The organism is Arthrobacter sp. 4R501 (assembly GCF_002929755.1).
In the GTDB taxonomy this organism is placed as follows: Bacteria; Actinomycetota; Actinomycetes; order Actinomycetales; family Micrococcaceae; genus Arthrobacter.
Window position 1 is genome coordinate 251,382 of sequence record NZ_PJIW01000004.1, and the last position, 16,364, is coordinate 267,745.

Annotated in this window: 9 protein-coding genes; all 9 read left to right on the forward strand. The window is 67.8% G+C overall.

Annotated features, from left to right (window positions below; all coding sequences use genetic code 11):
- Window positions 1–51 precede the first annotated feature (51 nt).
- The 9 genes from CXR02_RS05440 to CXR02_RS05480 all read left to right on the forward strand — a co-directional run bounded on the left by CXR02_RS05440 (window position 52) and on the right by CXR02_RS05480 (window position 16,283).
- Window positions 52–1,023 carry a MoxR family ATPase gene (locus tag CXR02_RS05440; protein ID WP_104061056.1) on the forward strand — a complete coding sequence of 324 codons (972 nt, stop codon included), beginning with the start codon at window positions 52–54 and terminating at the stop codon, window positions 1,021–1,023.
- Window positions 1,024–1,076: 53 nt separating this feature from the next.
- The gene (locus tag CXR02_RS05445) at window positions 1,077–2,408 is read left to right on the forward strand and encodes a DUF58 domain-containing protein (RefSeq protein WP_104061057.1); all 1,332 of its coding nucleotides are present in this window, start codon (window positions 1,077–1,079) and stop codon (window positions 2,406–2,408) included.
- A complete protein-coding gene (locus tag CXR02_RS05450; RefSeq protein WP_258060818.1) occupies window positions 2,405–5,026 on the forward strand; it encodes a transglutaminase domain-containing protein in 2,622 nt (873 codons plus the stop codon). The genes CXR02_RS05445 and CXR02_RS05450 overlap by 4 nt, the downstream gene beginning before the upstream one ends.
- The gene (locus tag CXR02_RS05455; protein WP_181037126.1) at window positions 5,023–6,498 is read left to right on the forward strand and encodes an RDD family protein; all 1,476 of its coding nucleotides are present in this window, start codon (window positions 5,023–5,025) and stop codon (window positions 6,496–6,498) included. Before CXR02_RS05450 ends, CXR02_RS05455 begins: the two co-directional genes overlap by 4 nt.
- Window positions 6,495–7,394, forward strand: coding sequence for a PP2C family serine/threonine-protein phosphatase (locus CXR02_RS05460; RefSeq protein ID WP_104061059.1), 900 nt, complete (start codon window positions 6,495–6,497; stop codon window positions 7,392–7,394). Before CXR02_RS05455 ends, CXR02_RS05460 begins: the two co-directional genes overlap by 4 nt.
- A 1-nt stretch (window position 7,395) precedes the next feature.
- Window positions 7,396–9,255: an FHA domain-containing protein gene (locus CXR02_RS05465; protein ID WP_104061060.1), complete on the forward strand. Its 1,860-nt coding sequence runs from the start codon at window positions 7,396–7,398 to the stop codon at window positions 9,253–9,255.
- On the forward strand, window positions 9,252–11,075 hold the full coding sequence (locus CXR02_RS05470; protein ID WP_104061061.1) for a serine/threonine-protein kinase: 1,824 nt from the start codon (window positions 9,252–9,254) through the stop codon (window positions 11,073–11,075). Before CXR02_RS05465 ends, CXR02_RS05470 begins: the two co-directional genes overlap by 4 nt.
- Window positions 11,076–11,136: 61 nt before the next feature.
- Entirely contained in the window at window positions 11,137–11,841 is a 705-nt protein-coding gene (locus CXR02_RS05475; RefSeq protein ID WP_104061062.1) for a hypothetical protein, read from the forward strand.
- Window positions 11,838–16,283, forward strand: coding sequence for an FtsK/SpoIIIE domain-containing protein (locus CXR02_RS05480; protein ID WP_104061063.1), 4,446 nt, complete (start codon window positions 11,838–11,840; stop codon window positions 16,281–16,283). The genes CXR02_RS05475 and CXR02_RS05480 overlap by 4 nt, the downstream gene beginning before the upstream one ends.
- The last annotated feature ends 81 nt before the right edge of the window (window positions 16,284–16,364 follow it).

A 16,364-nucleotide genomic window follows, 5' to 3' on the forward strand; every position in this document is an offset into this window, starting at 1 on the left:
CCCGCCCCTAACGCCCCGTCAGACCAGCACCACAAGAAAAGGACCAATTTCATGACCATGACCACCGAGCAGGCCGAATGGTTTGCAGGCACTTTCGACAAGCTCGTTGCCAACGTGGGACAGGCGGTGCTCGGCAAGGACCACGTCGTCCGGCTCACCTTCACTGCGATGCTGGCCGAGGGCCATGTGTTGTTCGAGGACGCACCCGGCACCGGCAAGACCATGCTGGCCCGGGCGATGGCCGCCACCGTCCAGGGGTCCAACAACCGCATCCAGTTCACTCCCGACCTCCTGCCCTCGGACGTCACGGGTGTGACCATCTACGACCAGAAAACGCAGAAGTTCGAGTTCCACAAGGGACCGATCTTCAACAACATCGTCCTGGCCGATGAGATCAACCGCGCTTCGCCCAAGACCCAGTCGGCACTGCTGGAGGTCATGGAGGAATCCCGGGTCACCGTGGACGGGGTCACCTACGAGGCCGGCCGTCCGTTTATGGTGATGGCCACCCAGAACCCGATCGAGCAGGCCGGTACGTACCGCCTGCCCGAGGCCCAGCTGGACCGCTTCCTGATCAAGACCTCCATCGGCTATCCGGACCACGCCTCCACGGTCCGGCTGCTCGGCGGCTCGAACCTGAAGGACCGCTCCAAGGAGATCTCCGCCGTTATCACCACGCAGGCCGTGGCGGACATGGCTGACCTGGCTGCCACCGTGCACGTGGACACGGCGGTCCTCGAATACATTTCCCGGCTCTGCGAAGAGACCCGCAACGCGCCCGAGACCCGGCTCGGCGTTTCCGTCCGCGGCGCCATCGCCATGGTCCGCGCCGCTAAAGTCTGGGCAGCGGGGCAGGGACGGAATTTCGTCCTGCCTGACGACATCAAGGAACTGGCAGCCGTTGTGTGGACGCACCGGTTTGTGATGGACCCGGAAGCTGAGTTCTCCGGTGCCACCCCCGAGGCCGTCCTGGCCCGGGTCTTGTCCGACATCGCGGCACCGCAGCATCGCGCCGCCGTCTGACGCTCCGGCGGGAGCTCCGACCACCACTGACCAGCGCGAACAAAGGCACATTTATGTCCAGCAGCACTCCGTTGAACCGGCTTGCTGAACGTCTCCGGCAACCCTTCCGCCGGGACGGCAGACCCACCAGGCTGCATCCCTCGTCCGTGTGGGCCGAGGCCACCAGCACCGCCGCCCTCGCCCTCACCCCCGCGTGGGAGAAGGTCCGCGGCCAGTGGCTGCGCTACGTGTGGCCCGTCCTGTCGGTGGTCAGTGTCCTGGGCTGGTCGGTTCTGGCGGCCTCCATCCTGCTGTGGACTGCCGGACAGGCCTTCGGCTGGCAGGAGGCCAAGGCGGCGGCCATCGCGGCGTTTGTCCTCTTCCTGATCGCCATCGGGTTCATCCTGGGTCGGTCATCCTACGGCGTGATCCTGGACCTCGCCCGGACCCGTGTGGCCGTCGGGGACAGTGCGGTAGGAAGCATCGCCGTCTCCAACACCTCGGCCAGGCCACTGTTGCCCGCCGCCCTGGAACTGCCGGTGGGCAACGCCACCGCCGTCTTCCACCTGCCCCGGATGAAGCCCGCGCAGGTGCACGAGGACCTTTTCACCATTCCAACCGCCCGCCGCGCCGTTATCGTGGTGGGACCTGTCCGCTCGGTCCGGGCCGACCCCCTGCACCTCCTCCGCCGGCAGGTGTTGTGGACCGAACCGGAGGACCTGTTTGTGCACCCGAAGACAGTGGCCCTGGCCGGTTCCGCGGCGGGATTCATCCGCGACCTCGAAGGCATGCCCACCACCGACCTGTCCAGTGCGGACGTGTCCTTCCATGCCCTGCGTGACTACGTCCCGGGTGATGACCGGCGGCACATCCACTGGAAGACCACCGCGCGGACCAACAAGCTGATGGTGCGCCAGTTCGAGGAGACCCGGCGTGCCCATCTGGCCATCTCACTGTCGATCAACACGGACGAGTACGCCTCAGAGCAGGAATTCGAAATGGCCATCTCAGCGGCCGCCTCGATCGGCCGGCAGGCCATCCGCGAGCAGCGCGAGCTGGACGTCCTGACGCAAAAGGGGCCGCTGCGCTGTGAAACCGGGCGGAACATGCTGGATGACATGACACGGATCGCCGGGGCACCCATGCGCCGGACCGCCGTCGACCTCGCCCGGACCCTGGCCGACACCGTCCCCAACGCGTCGGTGGTCTTTTTTGTGGTGGGCAGCAACGTGACACCCTCCCAGCTCCGTTCGGCCGCGGCCTCCGTGCCGCTCGGCGTCAGAAGCCTGGCCGTGCGACTGCAAATCGGTGCTGCACCAGGCCGCGCCAACATTGCGGACCTGACAGTGCTGACCCTCGGCGACCTCGCTGACCTCGCCATCGTCCTCAGAAAGGCGGCCGCATGAGCTCCGCCCCGGGCCTCCGGCCACGCCCGCAGCAGCGGCAGTACGAATCATCGTTCGCCGACGGCCGGCCGGTCTGGCATTTTGTGCTCGACGCCGGCGCCCTCACCGTCCTGCTGGGGTTGGGTCTGCTGGGCTTCAGCCTCAGCTTCGGCGGCGACCCCTACTACCTGGTTTCGGGCTTCGGCGGCATCCTCCTTGGCCTCGGCATCGCCGCCGCCAACGCGCATCTGCGCCTGGGACTGCTGATCACTTCCGCCCTCGCACTTGGGGCCTACCTGGTGTTCGGCACGCTCCTCGCAGTCCCGGACGCTGCGATTACCGGCTTTGTTCCCAGCCTTGACTCCTTGCGGACGCTGCTCCTTGGGGTTGTGTTCGCCTGGAAGGACATGCTCACGGTGGGCGTTCCGGTAGGGTCTGCGGGCGGCGTCCTGATCGTCCCGTTCCTGAGTTCGCTGCTCGCCGCCTTGGTTGCCGGCATCCTCACGTGGCGGCTGAAAAGCCCGTACTGGCCACTGCTTCCCGTGCTGGTGCTTTTCGTCACGGGCATAGCTTTCAGCACCAACGCTGCCTTCCTCACCGTGGAGCGCGGCATCGGACTCACCGTCGTTGCGATTGCCTGGGCCACCTTCCGCCGTGACGCGCTGCGGCGCAGCGACACGCGAAAAGTCTCAGTCAACCGTCCGCAGACCGATGCGGCCACAGCCCAGCGGGCCAAGCTCCGCCGGCTGGGCACCGCCGCTGCCGTGATCGCCGCAAGCGTCGCCATTACCGCGGTGGCGGCGCCCCTGGTCACCGCCAGCGGTGACCGCAAGGTCCTGCGTAATGTGGTGGTTCCGCCGTTCGATCCCAAGGACTACGTCACGCCCCTGGCAAGCTTCCGGACGTTCGTCAAGGACAAGAAAGACGACACGCTGTTCGTGGTCAAAGGACTGCCCCGGGACGGCCGCGTCCGGCTGGGGGCTTTGGATGCCTTCAACGGCACCAACTACAACATGGATCCCAACGGCTCCGGCAGCTTCAGCAAGGTGGGCGACACCGAGTCCATCAACACCCTGGCCGACACCTCGGACATTGTCCCCTCGAATGACTACTCCATCGACATCACCATCGAGGACTACCAGGGCTACTTTGTCCCGGGAGGCCGGAAGACCACCGGCCTGAGCTTTGACCAGAGCGCCTCCGCCGCGGCGTCGGGCCTGTATTTCAACGCGGGCACAGACACGGCCGTGACCACGCAGGGCCTGTCCAAGGGCGATTCCTACAGCGTCCAGGTGTCCGATCCCGTGAAACTCGCACACGGTCAGTTGACGCAGTACGACTTCGCGAAGATTACGCTGCCGGACGCCGTCGAGGTCCCGCCGGTGGTGGGGTCACAGGCCAACGACCTCTCGGCCGATGCGCCCACCGCGATTGACCGGGTCCGCCAGATCGAGGCGCATTTCCAAAAGACGGGCGCCTTCAGCAACGGCCTCGTCGCTGACGGCCAGCTGCCCAGCGTTTCCGGCCACAGCTCGTCGCGGATCAGGAACCTGCTGACCGCCAAGCAGATGCTCGGCGACGACGAGCAGTATGCCGTGTCCATGTCGCTGATGCTCCGCCACCTGGGCATCCCGTCACGCGTGGTCATGGGCTTCTACCCCGATCCGACCAGCCCGGAGAACGGCGCCGGCGAGGTAAAGGTCACGGGAAAGGACGTCCACGCCTGGGTTGAGGTGGCCTTCGACCGGGTGGGCTGGGTCAGCTTCGACCCCACACCGCCCAAGGACAACGTCCCCATCCCGCCGGACCCCGAAAACAGGTCCAAACCCAAGCCCCAGGTGCTGCAGCCGCCGCCCCCGCCGCAGGAACCGGCCGATCTGCCGCCGGATTCCTCGCCGGACGCCCTGGACGCCGACGAGAAGAAAAACAATCCGTGGCTCTTCTGGGGTGCCCTGCTCGGGGCCTTGGGCATTGCCCTGATCCCGCTGTCCATCCTTGCCCTGCCGCTGCTGCTGATCGCGCTCCTTAAATCACGACGCCGGAAGGCCCGCCTCACGGAGGGGCACCCGGCCCAGCGTGTGGGCGGCGGCTGGAACGAGGTGGTGAGCCTCGCCACTGATTTGGGCGCCGGCATCGACAGCCGTGCAACCCGGCGCGAAAGCGCAGTGGTGCTTGCTGACTCGTTCCCGGCCACCGGGCAGACCACCACCATGCTGGCGCACCGTGCGGACGCCTCCATCTTCGGCGTTGGCCAGCCCAGCGAGGAGGAGGTCCGGGAATACTGGACCATCGTGGACGGCTCGCTGAAGGAGATGACCGGGACGTTGGGGTTCTGGCGCCGCCAGCGGGCCCGCTTCTCGCCCCGGTCGCTGCTGGCTGATGGCCGCAACGCCCTTAAGCTGCGCGGCGCAAAGCTGCGTGGCGCAAGGCTCGCGCTGGGCCCGCCGGTGCGTCCGTCCGGCCAGGGTTCCCCCGGATGGCGGTCCGCCAACGGTAGGGTGGGGACCGGCCCGGCCGCTGCCGGAACCCCGAATCCGGCAGTTCAGGACGGCGGACCCGGAACGGCGGCGGCGGCTTCCGAGCCTGATGAGTCCACCGTTCTGCGGAACCCTGGCAGGAAGAACTCCACTGAATCATGATGAACGAGGCCGAGCGCTGCCAGCAGTGCCAGCAACTGATCCGGGGCGGCGCCACGTTTTGCCCGGCGTGCGGTGCTCCGCTGCCCAACAGGGCGGCACGCAGCGGACGCAACGTGGACCATGCACAGCGGGCCATGATGGAGCGTGCGGCGGCGCACGCCAGCCAGAATCCCGGTACTATCCCGGTAGTACAAACGGCTCCAGGGGGAGGAACGGGAATGGCAGCCAATCTTGAGCTTGTTCCGGCCACGGCGGGGAAACGGCTCGGCGCAGCAGTGCTCGACTGGCTGGCCCCCGTTGCGGTTCTGGTGGTGACTTTCGCCATCGGGTTCGCGGGAATCACCCGCACCCAAAGCGGCGGCTTCATCATCTATGACACGGGTTCGCTGGTCCTGTTCGGCAGCGTCGGCCTGGGACTGACGCTGGTCTACCTGGCGGTCCTGGTGGGCATGGAAGGCCGCTCCGGGAAGACCCTCGGCAACCATGTCATGGGCATCCGCAGCGCTGACAAGGATGGTTACGCCCCCGGCGCCGGGGGAGTGTTCCTGCGCGGCCTCATCACCGGCGCAGGCATCATCCTGACGCTCCTGGCCGCCGTTGCCATCGTCGTTTTCAAATGGTTCGATATGGCCGTGTTCGTCCTCGTCCCGCTGCTTTTGGTCAGTGCGGTGTGGGCCGTGCTGGTGGTGGTTTCCAACGCCTGGGACCGCAACGGCAGGCTCCGCGGCTGGCACGATACTGCGGCCAAAACACTGGTGTTCGACATCAACGACGGCCGGAACCCCATCACGTCCGGCGGCCTCCAGGGCCCGTACAGTTTCGCGCCGCTGGACCTCCCGCCTGTCCAGCCGGTCGCGTCGCCCGTGGCCGGGGCTGCAAAACCGCCCCAGGTTGTGCCCGCCCAACAGCCGCCGGTCCAACAACCCGTGAACCCGTACGCTCCACAGCCGGAAGCGGCTCAACCGTCAGCCGCGCCGCCGCCGTTCGCACCCCAGCCGGACGCGCCGCCGTCGTTCACTCCTTTCCAGCCGCATGTCCCGTACGCGGCCCCAGCCGTTCCCGCGCCGGGCGCCCAGTTCCATCCAGATGACGACCTCGACCGCACACAGATGCGCGGTGGGGCAGCGTATGCAGCGCCCGTTGCCGTGCTGCGGATAAAGCTCGACGACGGCCGGGACTTCCAGCTCGACCGCAACGTCCTGTTGGGCAGGAACCCCCTTGGCCAGGCGGGGGAGCAGCAGGCCCAGCTCCTAGCGGTCAGTGATCCCGGCCGCTCGATCTCCAAGACGCACCTCCACCTGCTGACCGACGGTGCCGGCGTTTGGGTGACGGACCGGAACTCCACCAACGGCAGCGCCGTCACCACGCCGGACGGCCGGCGCACGCCGCTGCGGCCGGGTGTGCCCGCTTTTGTCAGCCCGGGATCCACAGTCCACTTTGGTGACCGTTCCTTCCACCTAGGACAGGCATGAACTCACAGCCCGCCAGTGACCCAGCTGACGCAGACCACGGAACCGGCCTCAGCCTGAGTTATGGCTACGGCACGGACCGCGGGCTGCGCCGGGAATTGAACGAGGATTCCTTCATCGCCTCCGACCCCGTCTTCGCCGTGGCAGACGGCATGGGCGGACACGAAGCCGGCGAGATTGCCAGCGGTATGTGCGTCCGCGCCCTTGCTGCCATGCCACAGCTCGCCACCGGGGAGCGCAGCGTCACGGCGGCAGTGCTCCAGCAATACCTGCTCCGCGCCGACAGTTCCATCCGGGAGGTGACCGGTGCCCGCGCCGGGACCACACTCACTGGAGCCGTTGTGGTGGAACAGATGGGAATGCCGTACTGGCTGGTCATGAACATCGGGGATTCCCGCACGTACCGGCTGAGCCAAGGGCACTTCGAGCAGGTCAGTGTGGACCATTCGGAGGTCCAGGAACTCGTGGATGCCGGTGAAATCACGCCTGAGCAGGCCACCGTCCATCCCCGCCGCCACGTTGTCACGAGGGCGCTGGGCACGGGGGACGAGACCGAGGCTGATTACTGGCTCCTGCCCGTGGAGGAAGGCGACCGGATCATGGTCTGCTCGGACGGGCTCAATGCCGAGCTGACGGATGAGCACATGTTCCGGATCCTGAGCACCGTGGGCCACCCGCAGGACGCGGTGGATGCCCTGATCCAGGCTGCGCTCCGCAATGGCGGAAGGGACAACGTCACCGTCATTGTGGTGGACGCCAGGAACGTGATGAACGACGGCGGCATCGCCACCACTGCGCCCCGCCCCGCCGCTGATGCGGCGGAGGTCACGCTGCCCCGGTCGCGGATTGTTGACGCCAGTCGGCCGGCCGGCCAGGACGACGGAAGAGGGGGACACTGACATGGGCACAACAACTTACGCCGCGGGCACCTGGCTCGGTGTTGTCCGGGCCAACACTGTGGTCCTGCTGGGGCCCGGAACCCCGCCCGCCCTGGCCCAGTCACTGTGGGAACTGCTGGAGGATGCTCCGGAAGTCCACGAGGTCCTCCATGCCGTCACCAGCAGCTTCGGCGTTTCCCTGGCGCAGATACCGTCGTTCGGGATAGTGGATTCCGGTGACGCGCTCCGGATCTTCCTCCGCGGCGACCTGGACCTGACCGTGCAACTGCCCGGCGGCCCCGTGGACCTGAACGGGCGGGACGTCACCACCTGGACGGAGCGCCGCCTGGACACCCCCGAGTGGTACCGCCTCACTGTGGCCGGGGACAGCCAGCCCGGGACCGGTTTCCCGCTCCGCGAAGGCGTGGTCCTGTTGGAGTCGCTGACCGTGTCGCTCACCGGAATTCCGGTAGACGAGGCAGCGGCTCCGGCTGTCACGCCCGCTGAGGTCGAGGCACCCGCCCCTGTCGGCGGCGTCGTCCTCGTAGCGGACGCTGAACCGGTCTCTGAAACGGTAGCGGAGCCCGCAACTGGACCGAAGCCGGAACCCGGACCGGTGCCGGAAGCTGAGCCGGAACCTGAAATTGCACCTGAACCTGCGTCTGAACCCGCGCCGGAACATGACCGGGAGGTTTCGGCAGAAACGGTGATGGGGCTCCTGGACGACGACTCCAATTTTGCTGCCGAAGCCCCGGAAGCCGAGCCGGACGTGGAGCCCGCCCCGGAGAGCGCCGCCCATCCTGACCAGGTCCCGGCCCACGAGATGACCGGCAGCTACGACCACCTCTGGGAACGGACTGTTGTCCGCCGCATCGAGGACGCAGCGGTCCGGGACGAACCCGAGGAAGATCACGGCGCACCTGCGGCACCTGTTGGCGCGGCTCCGGCACCGGTCGATGCGGCACAGGGGAACGCTCCAGTACAGCCGGAGGCAGTAGCCAGCCCGGCTCCTGCACACCCCGCCCACGAACCCGCAGGTCCACCTGCCACACCGCCTGGAGCCACACCGCCTGCAGCCGCAGCGCCTGCGGCCGCAGCGCCTGCGGCCGCAGCGCCTGCGGCCGCAGCGGCCGCCCGGATGATCGGCGGGCTCATCGACTCGGTCCCGTGGCGGACCGGCGGGAGCACACCTGCTGCCCAGACCGCGCCGTCGTCCAGTCTCCCGGCGTTGATTCTGCCGCCGTCGAACCCGTCCCCGTTGAATCAGCCCCAGGCGGACGTCCCGGCAGAACTGCATGCAGGGCGGCCGGCAGCAGACCCGGACGCCTTCGACGGTGACCACGACGGCCACACGATCATGAAGAGTGACTTCGCCGGAATGGGTGCGCATCCCGCCCCGGTTCCGGAGCCGGATTCGACCGCCGGCCCGCTGGTGCTGGCCCGGGTCTGCGGTCGGGGACACGCCAATCCGCCCACCCAGGCGCAGTGCGCTGCCTGCGGCTCGCCGCTGCCCGCCGATGCCGTTCAGGTGGCCCGGCCCCGGCTGGGCCGGATGCGGGTCTCTACGGGTGCACTGGTTGACCTTGACCAGTCGCTGGTCATTGGGCGTCAGCCATCCGTTTCCCGGGTGCACGGTGGTGTTATGCCGCGGCTGGTCCAGGTGGCCAGCCCCAGCGGCGACATCTCGCGCTCGCACGTCGAAGTGCGGCTGGAGGGCTGGCACGTGATGCTCTGCGATCTCAAGGCCACCAACGGTACGGTCCTGGTCCGCGAGGGCCAGCCGCCGCGCCGCCTGGCCCAGAACGAGATGGCCATCCTGCTCGACGGCGACATCGCCGAATTGGGTGACGACATCTCACTGCGTTTTGAGGAGATTCTTTGAGTTCCAAACGGCCGGTTGCGCCGCCGCCCCACATTCCGGGGTTTACCTACATCAGCCTGCTTGGCTCCGGCGGGTTCTCGGACGTCTATCTCTACGAGCAGGACCGGCCGCGCCGGAAGGTGGCGGTCAAGGTCCTTTTGTCGGATCTGAAGACCGAGGGTGCCCGGCGCAGGTTCGAGTCCGAGGCCAACCTGATGGCCCAGCTCTCCTCGCACCCGTACATCGTGACCATCTTCGAGGCGGAGGTGACCGAGGCAGGTCACTCCTACCTGGCCATGGAGTACTGCTCGAGGCCCAGCCTGGACGTCCGGTACCGCCGTCAGCGCTTCAGCGTTGATGAGGTGCTGGCGGTCGGCATCCAGGTGGCCTCCGCCGTCGAGACCGCCCACCGGGCCGGCATCGCCCACCGGGACATCAAGCCCGCCAACATCCTGGTGACGGACTACAACCGGCCGGCCCTGACGGACTTCGGGATCTCGGGCACGCTGGGCGGCGACGCCGACGAGGACGCCGGGATGTCCATTCCGTGGTCGCCGCCGGAACAGTTCGCGGACGGCCCCGTGGACGGCGTGATGGTGGATGTCTGGGCGCTGGGCGCCACGCTGTACACACTGCTGGCCGGCAGGTCGCCGTTTGTGATGCCCGGTACGGACAATTCCCAGCGCGAACTGATCTCGCGGATCACCAGCGCCGCACTGCCGCGCCTGGGCCGGGCCGACGTTCCGGAGTCGCTGGAGCGGGCACTGTCCACGGCCATGGCCAAATCCGCGGCGTCCCGCTACTCCTCAGCCCACGCGTTTGCCCTCGCCCTGCAGCGGATCCAGGCCGAACTGAACCTTTCGGTTACGCCCTTCGAGGTACTCGAAGAGCAGCAACTGGAAGAGAACCACCCGGATGACGGCTTCGAGGAAACCCGCGTCCGGAGCATCGCGGCCATCGATCCGGAGCGGACCGGCAGCGCCCCTACTTTCCCGGCACGCACCCGGCCGCAACGCCCCGGAACCGGTGCGCCGCCGTCGGGCCTTCCGGCCGGCGGATTTCCCCCGGCCGCTGCGGCCCCGGCAGCAACCCGGCCCCAGGTTCCGGGCAACCTCTTTGCCGGCCAGCAGGACGGTAAGCAGGACGGCGGCACGCAGGCTGGCAGCAACCCCGCAGGCGAGTGGGCCCATGCCACGATGCTCCGCGGAAGTGCACCGGCCGCCGGGTACGGCTCCGCGCCGGACGCAACCGTCCAGCGTCCCGGGCCCCTTCCTGCCCAGGCCGGACAGGCCGGCGCGCCCGGCCACCGGGCCGGGCGCGCCGGCCACGGGGCAGCGGCCGATCCGGAGATCGACGCGACGATCAGCCGACCGGCCCCGGTCACGGAAACCGCCCCCGAAGCGGCGCCCGACCACGGCAAGCGCAACGTGTGGCTCGCCGCCGCGGGCGGAACGCTGCTGGTCCTCGCCATCATCGTAGGGATTGTGGTGGCGTCCTCGGCCCCGGCGCCCAAGGTCGAAGAGACCGGCCAGGTCAGCAAACCCCCGGCGGATGCCCTGGACAACGGGACAGTCCCCGACGTCGCGGATCTGGCAGGGACTGTGGACGCCGCCGGCAAGGCGACCTTCACCTGGACCAATCCGCAGCCGAAGTCGGGCGACGCCTACAAGTGGAGGGTTTACGCGTTGGGCAACCACGGCGAGTACCAGTCCACTGCCGAGCCAGCCGCCCAGGTTGCGTTGAATCCGACGGAACCCACGTGTGTCCAGGTGATGATCGTCCGGAGTGACGGCGCGTTCTCACCTTTGGAAGAAGACTCAATCGCCTGCATCCGCAAGTGACGGCAGAGCAGACCGGAACCGTTAGTGAACGCGGGCAGAGCCCGACGAGGAGGCACGGAAAATGGGGGATCTAGCAATAGATTTCTGTGGTGAATGGTACGAACCATCCGATGAGGAAATCTTCAACATCGGCCGCGAAGGCGACCTTGAAGTGGACGACAACCCGTACCTTCACCGCCAGTTCCTGCAGGTGGCCCGCTACGACGGGATCTGGTGGCTGAGCAACGTGGGCGGGATGCTGTCCGCCACCGTCGCCGACGGCTCAGGCGGGATGCAGGCCTGGCTGTCGCCGGGGGCGCGCATCCCTCTGGTGTTCAGCCACACGAACGTCATTTTCACCGCCGGGCCCACCACGTATGAGTTCGCCGTCCACCTTAAGACGCCGTCCTTCCGCCAGGAATCACGGGAGGACGACAGCAACGGCGACACCACCATCGGCCCCGTGGTCTTCACCGACTCGCAGAGGGCCCTCATTGTGGCCCTGGCCGAACCCATGCTGCGGCGCGAAGGGACCGGATTCAGCGCCATCCCGTCCTCGGCTGCAGCGGCCAAGACCCTGGGCTGGGCACTGACCCGGTTCAACCGGAAGCTGGATAACGTCTGCGACAAACTTGACCGAGTGGGTGTGGTGGGCCTCCGAGGCGGCGGCGGGAAACTGGCCACCAACCGGCGCGCGAGGCTCGTCGAACACGCAGTTACCTCCCACCTCGTCACGCCCGATGACTTGTACTTACTGGAAAAGATGAGGGGCGTGGACGAAGGATGAGGATCCGGCTGACACTCCGCCGGGACCCGGCGGAAACCAAGGACCTGGCCGTCACCGTAGACGGCCTGGCCACGGTGGCGGATATCGCCACGCAGCTCTGGGTCGCGGACCCCGACCGCAAAGGATCGCCGGCACCGGAAAACCTTTCGCTCCGCATCGACGAGGCCTTTGTGGGCGGCGGCATGCGCGGCAGCGTCCTGACCCGCACGGACAACCTCCTGGAATCGGGCCTGCGCCCCGGCTCCGTGGTGTCCCTGACCGAGGTCAGCGAACTCTTCAACGCGCCCGGCGCCAGCCGCGGACCCGCCGCAGCCACGCTGCGGATCCTTTCCGGGCCCGACGCCGGCCAGGAGTTTTCGCTGCCTTCCGGCACCAGCTACATCGGCCGGGACCGGGACGTGGACATCCGGCTCACGGACCCTCTGACCTCCAAACGCCACGCCCGCATCACCGTGGGCGAGGGCGTGGAGATCGTGGACACGAACTCCGCCAACGGCCTCCTGATGGACGGACTGCCGGTCACCCGGGCCACCCTGAACTCCTCGGACACGGTGACGCTGGGGGAGACCACCGTCACCGTGGTGCCGCTGGGCCACAACCAGGCGGCAGCACCGACGTCGCCCCTTGTCGATTTCAACCGCTCCCCGCGGGTGGTTCCCCGCTTTGAGGCGCCCAAGCGCGTGCCACCGGCCGGACCCAAGCGTCCGGACCACCAGCCGTTCCCGTACATCATGCTGATGGCGCCGCTGTTGATGGGCGGCATCGTGTTCGCGGTCACGCGGAACATCCTCTCGGTGGTGTTCATGATGATGATGCCGCTGTTCATTGTGGGTCACTACGTGGACCACAAGATGCAGACCAGGCGCCAGCAGAAGGAACAGCTCAAACAGTTCCGGGAGTCCATGGCGGCGTTCCGGCAGGACATCACCGAACTGCAGCACGTGGAACGCGCGGTCCGCCTGCAGGAAGCACCGTCGGTCAGCGACACCGTGGATTCCATCTACAAACTCGGTCCGCTGCTGTGGACCCACCGCCCCGAGCACACCGGTTTCCTGGGCCTGCGGTTCGGGCTCGGCACCGGCACATCACGCATCCTGTTCGAGGAACCCCCCAGCAACGACACCGAAGCTGAATTCATGCGTGAGATCCAGGACTGCCTGAAGCAGTTCAGGGACATCGAGGGTGTCCCCCTGGTCTCCCAGCTGCGCACGGCCGGGTCCTTCGGCGTGGCCGGTGCCCGGGGCCTGGTGGACGACGTTGCCCGCGGCATGGTCCTGCAGTTCGTGGGCCTGCACTCGCCGGCCGAGGCCGTGGTGACAGCCATTACGTCGGCGCAATCCCGGCAGCGCTGGGACTGGCTGCAGTGGCTGCCCCACGTGGGCTCCGGCCACAGCCCCCTCAACGGCGACCACCTGGCTGCCGGTTCAGCCAGCGGCTCCTCCCTCGTGGCCAGGCTCGAGGACCTGCTCGACGCACGCGAAGCCCTGGCCAAGCGCTCCACCCCGGAACACCGGGGATCCGTGGACCCTGCCAAGGACGAGGTCCCGGTGCCTGTGCTGCCGGCGGTCCTGGTCATCGTCGAGGACGACGCGCCTGTGGACCGGGGCAGGCTGACCCGACTCGCCGAGCGCGGACCGGACTCCGGCGTCCACGTGATGTGGGTGGCCACCGACATCCAGGCGCTTCCGGCGGCCTGCCGGGACTTTATGGTGGTGGACGGCGAAAACGGCACCACCACCGGGCAGGTGCGGCTGGGACGGCACACGTACCCCGTGAGCTGCGAAAGCCTTGACGCTGACCTGGCCGCGCAGCTGGCCCGGATGCTGGCGCCCGTAGTGGACGTGGGCAAGCCGGTCAGCGACGACTCCGACCTGCCGCGCGCGGTGTCCTACGCCACGCTGATCGGCAAGGACTTCCTGGACACCCCGCAGGCCGTGGCGGAGCGCTGGGTGGAGAACAATTCAGTCCATGCCTCCGCGGTTCCGAACCGGAAGGACAACGGGACCCTCCGGGCGCTGGTGGGTTCCAAGGGCATCGAGCCGCTTTACCTGGACCTGAAGAACGAGGGCCCGCACGCGCTGGTGGGCGGCACCACCGGCGCCGGCAAATCGGAGTTCCTGCAGTCCTGGGTCATGGGCATGGCTGCCGCGTACAGCCCGGACCGCGTGAGCTTCCTTTTTGTGGACTACAAGGGCGGGGCGGCGTTTGCCGATTGCCTCAGCCTGCCTCACACCGTGGGCCTGGTCACCGACCTCTCCCAGCACTTGGTCCGCCGCGCCCTGACCTCCCTCCGGGCGGAGCTGCACTACCGCGAGCACCTGCTGAACCGCAAGAAGGCCAAGGACCTGCTGGGGCTCCAGCGCGAAGCCGACCCCGAAGCGCCGCCGTACCTGATCATCGTGGTGGACGAATTTGCGGCGCTGGCCACCGAAGTTCCCGAATTTGTGGACGGTGTGGTGGACGTTGCTGCCCGTGGCCGGTCACTGGGCCTGCACCTGATCCTGGCCACGCAGCGTCCCGCCGGCGTCATCAAGGACAGCCTGCGCGCCAACACGAACCTCCGGGTTGCCTTGCGCATGGCGGATGAGGATGACGCCACCGACATCCTGGGCGTGCCTGATGCGGCGTACTTCGACCCGTCCATCCCGGGCCGCGGCGCCGCCAAGACCGGGCCCGGCCGTATCCAGGGGTTCCAGACCGGCTATGCCGGCGGCTGGACCACGGAGAAGCCCCAGCGTCCGCAGATCGACATCGTGGAAATGGCCTTCGGGTCAGGGCCCAGCTGGGAGGCGCCGGCCCCGGAGAAGCCCGTCAAGGAAGCTCCGCCCGGCCCCAACGACATCGCCAGGATGACCACCAACATCGTCCGGGCCGCGGAATCGCTGGCCATCCGGCCGCCGCGCAAACCGTGGCTGGACGAGCTGGCCAAGACGTACGACTTTTCCAAGCTCCCGAACCCCCGGACGGACGAACGGCTGCTGCTGGGTGTGGCGGATGATCCTGCCCGCCAGGAACAGCCCACGGTGTTTTACGAGCCGGACCAGGACGGGAACATGGCCATCTACGGCACAGGCGGCTCCGGAAAATCCGCTGCCCTGCGCGGCATTGCGATTGCCGCCGCCGTCACGCCCCGCGGCGGGCCCGTGCACATTTACGGGATCGATTGTGGCTCCTCCGGGCTGAAGATGCTTGAAGAGCTGCCGCACGTCGGCGAGATCATCAACGGTGACGACGTCGAACGCGTCGGCCGGCTGCTCCGCCTGCTCCGGGACATCGCCGACGAAAGGTCAGCCCGGTTCGCCGAGGTCAGGGCCTCCACCATCGTCGAATACCGGACCCTTGCCAACCGCCCGGACGAGAAGCGGATCTTCGTGCTGCTGGACGGTATATCGGCGTTCCGCGAAACGTACGAATTCAGCCGCCTGTCCGCACTCTGGGACGTCTTCCTGCAGCTGGCCACCGACGGCCGTCCCCTGGGGATCCACTTGGTGGTCACCGGTGACCGGCCGAACGCCATACCGGCGTCGTTGCTGGCTTCCATCCAGCGCCGGCTGGTGCTGCGGCTGACGTCCGAGGACGACTACATGTCCATGGACGTGGCGAAGGACGTCCTCACCGGCTCCTCACCGCCGGGGCGCGGCATGCTGGGCGGCTACGAGGTCCAGCTGGCCGTCCTGGGCGGCAACTCGAACCTGGCGCTGCAGGCCCGCGAAGTCCACAAGCTCAGCCAGGCGATGCTGCGCCAGGGGCTGGAATCGGCACCGAAAATCCAGCGGCTTCCCGAACTGGTGGATCTGGACGTGCTGCCTCCCGGCAGCCCGGACCTGCCCGTCATCGGCGTCGACGACGAAACCCTGCAGCCGGCCGAGATCATGGCCCAGGGACCGCTGCTTCTGGCAGGTCCGCCAGGGGCGGGCAGGACGGTGGCGCTGGTGACCCTGGCCTACGCGCTGCGCCGGTCCAATCCGGACACGGAGCTTGTGTACATCGGCTCCCGCCGGTCCGCGGTGGCGTCGCTGCCGCTCTGGAACCGTTCCGTGGTGGGTGCCGATGACCTGGCCGAGATCATCGAGGACCTCACGGAGCACTCTTCCGGGAACCCCGGGAAGCTGGCGATCTTCATCGAGGGCCTGACCGAGTTCACGGATACCGTGGCGGAAGCGGGCGTTTCGCAGCTCGTGACGGCGTCCATCAAGGCCGATCAGTGGGTCATCGGGGAATCGGAAACGTCAACCTGGTCCTCCGCCTGGTCGCTGTCCCAGCCCTTCAAATCCGGACGCCGGGGCCTGCTCATCAACCCGGGCGACATCGAAGGGGACAGCCTGCTCAACACGTCGCTGGGCCGGGTCAGCCCGGAGTTCATACCCGGCCGCGGCTATATCGTGGGACGCGGCAAGGCACGCAAACTGCAGATTGCCCTGCCGCCGGAAAACAGGGGCTGAGCCGTTAACTTCCACGGGCCCGTAGATCCACTGGATTTGCGGGCCCGTGGCGCGTTGTAGGAGACTACCGGAAACACTGTT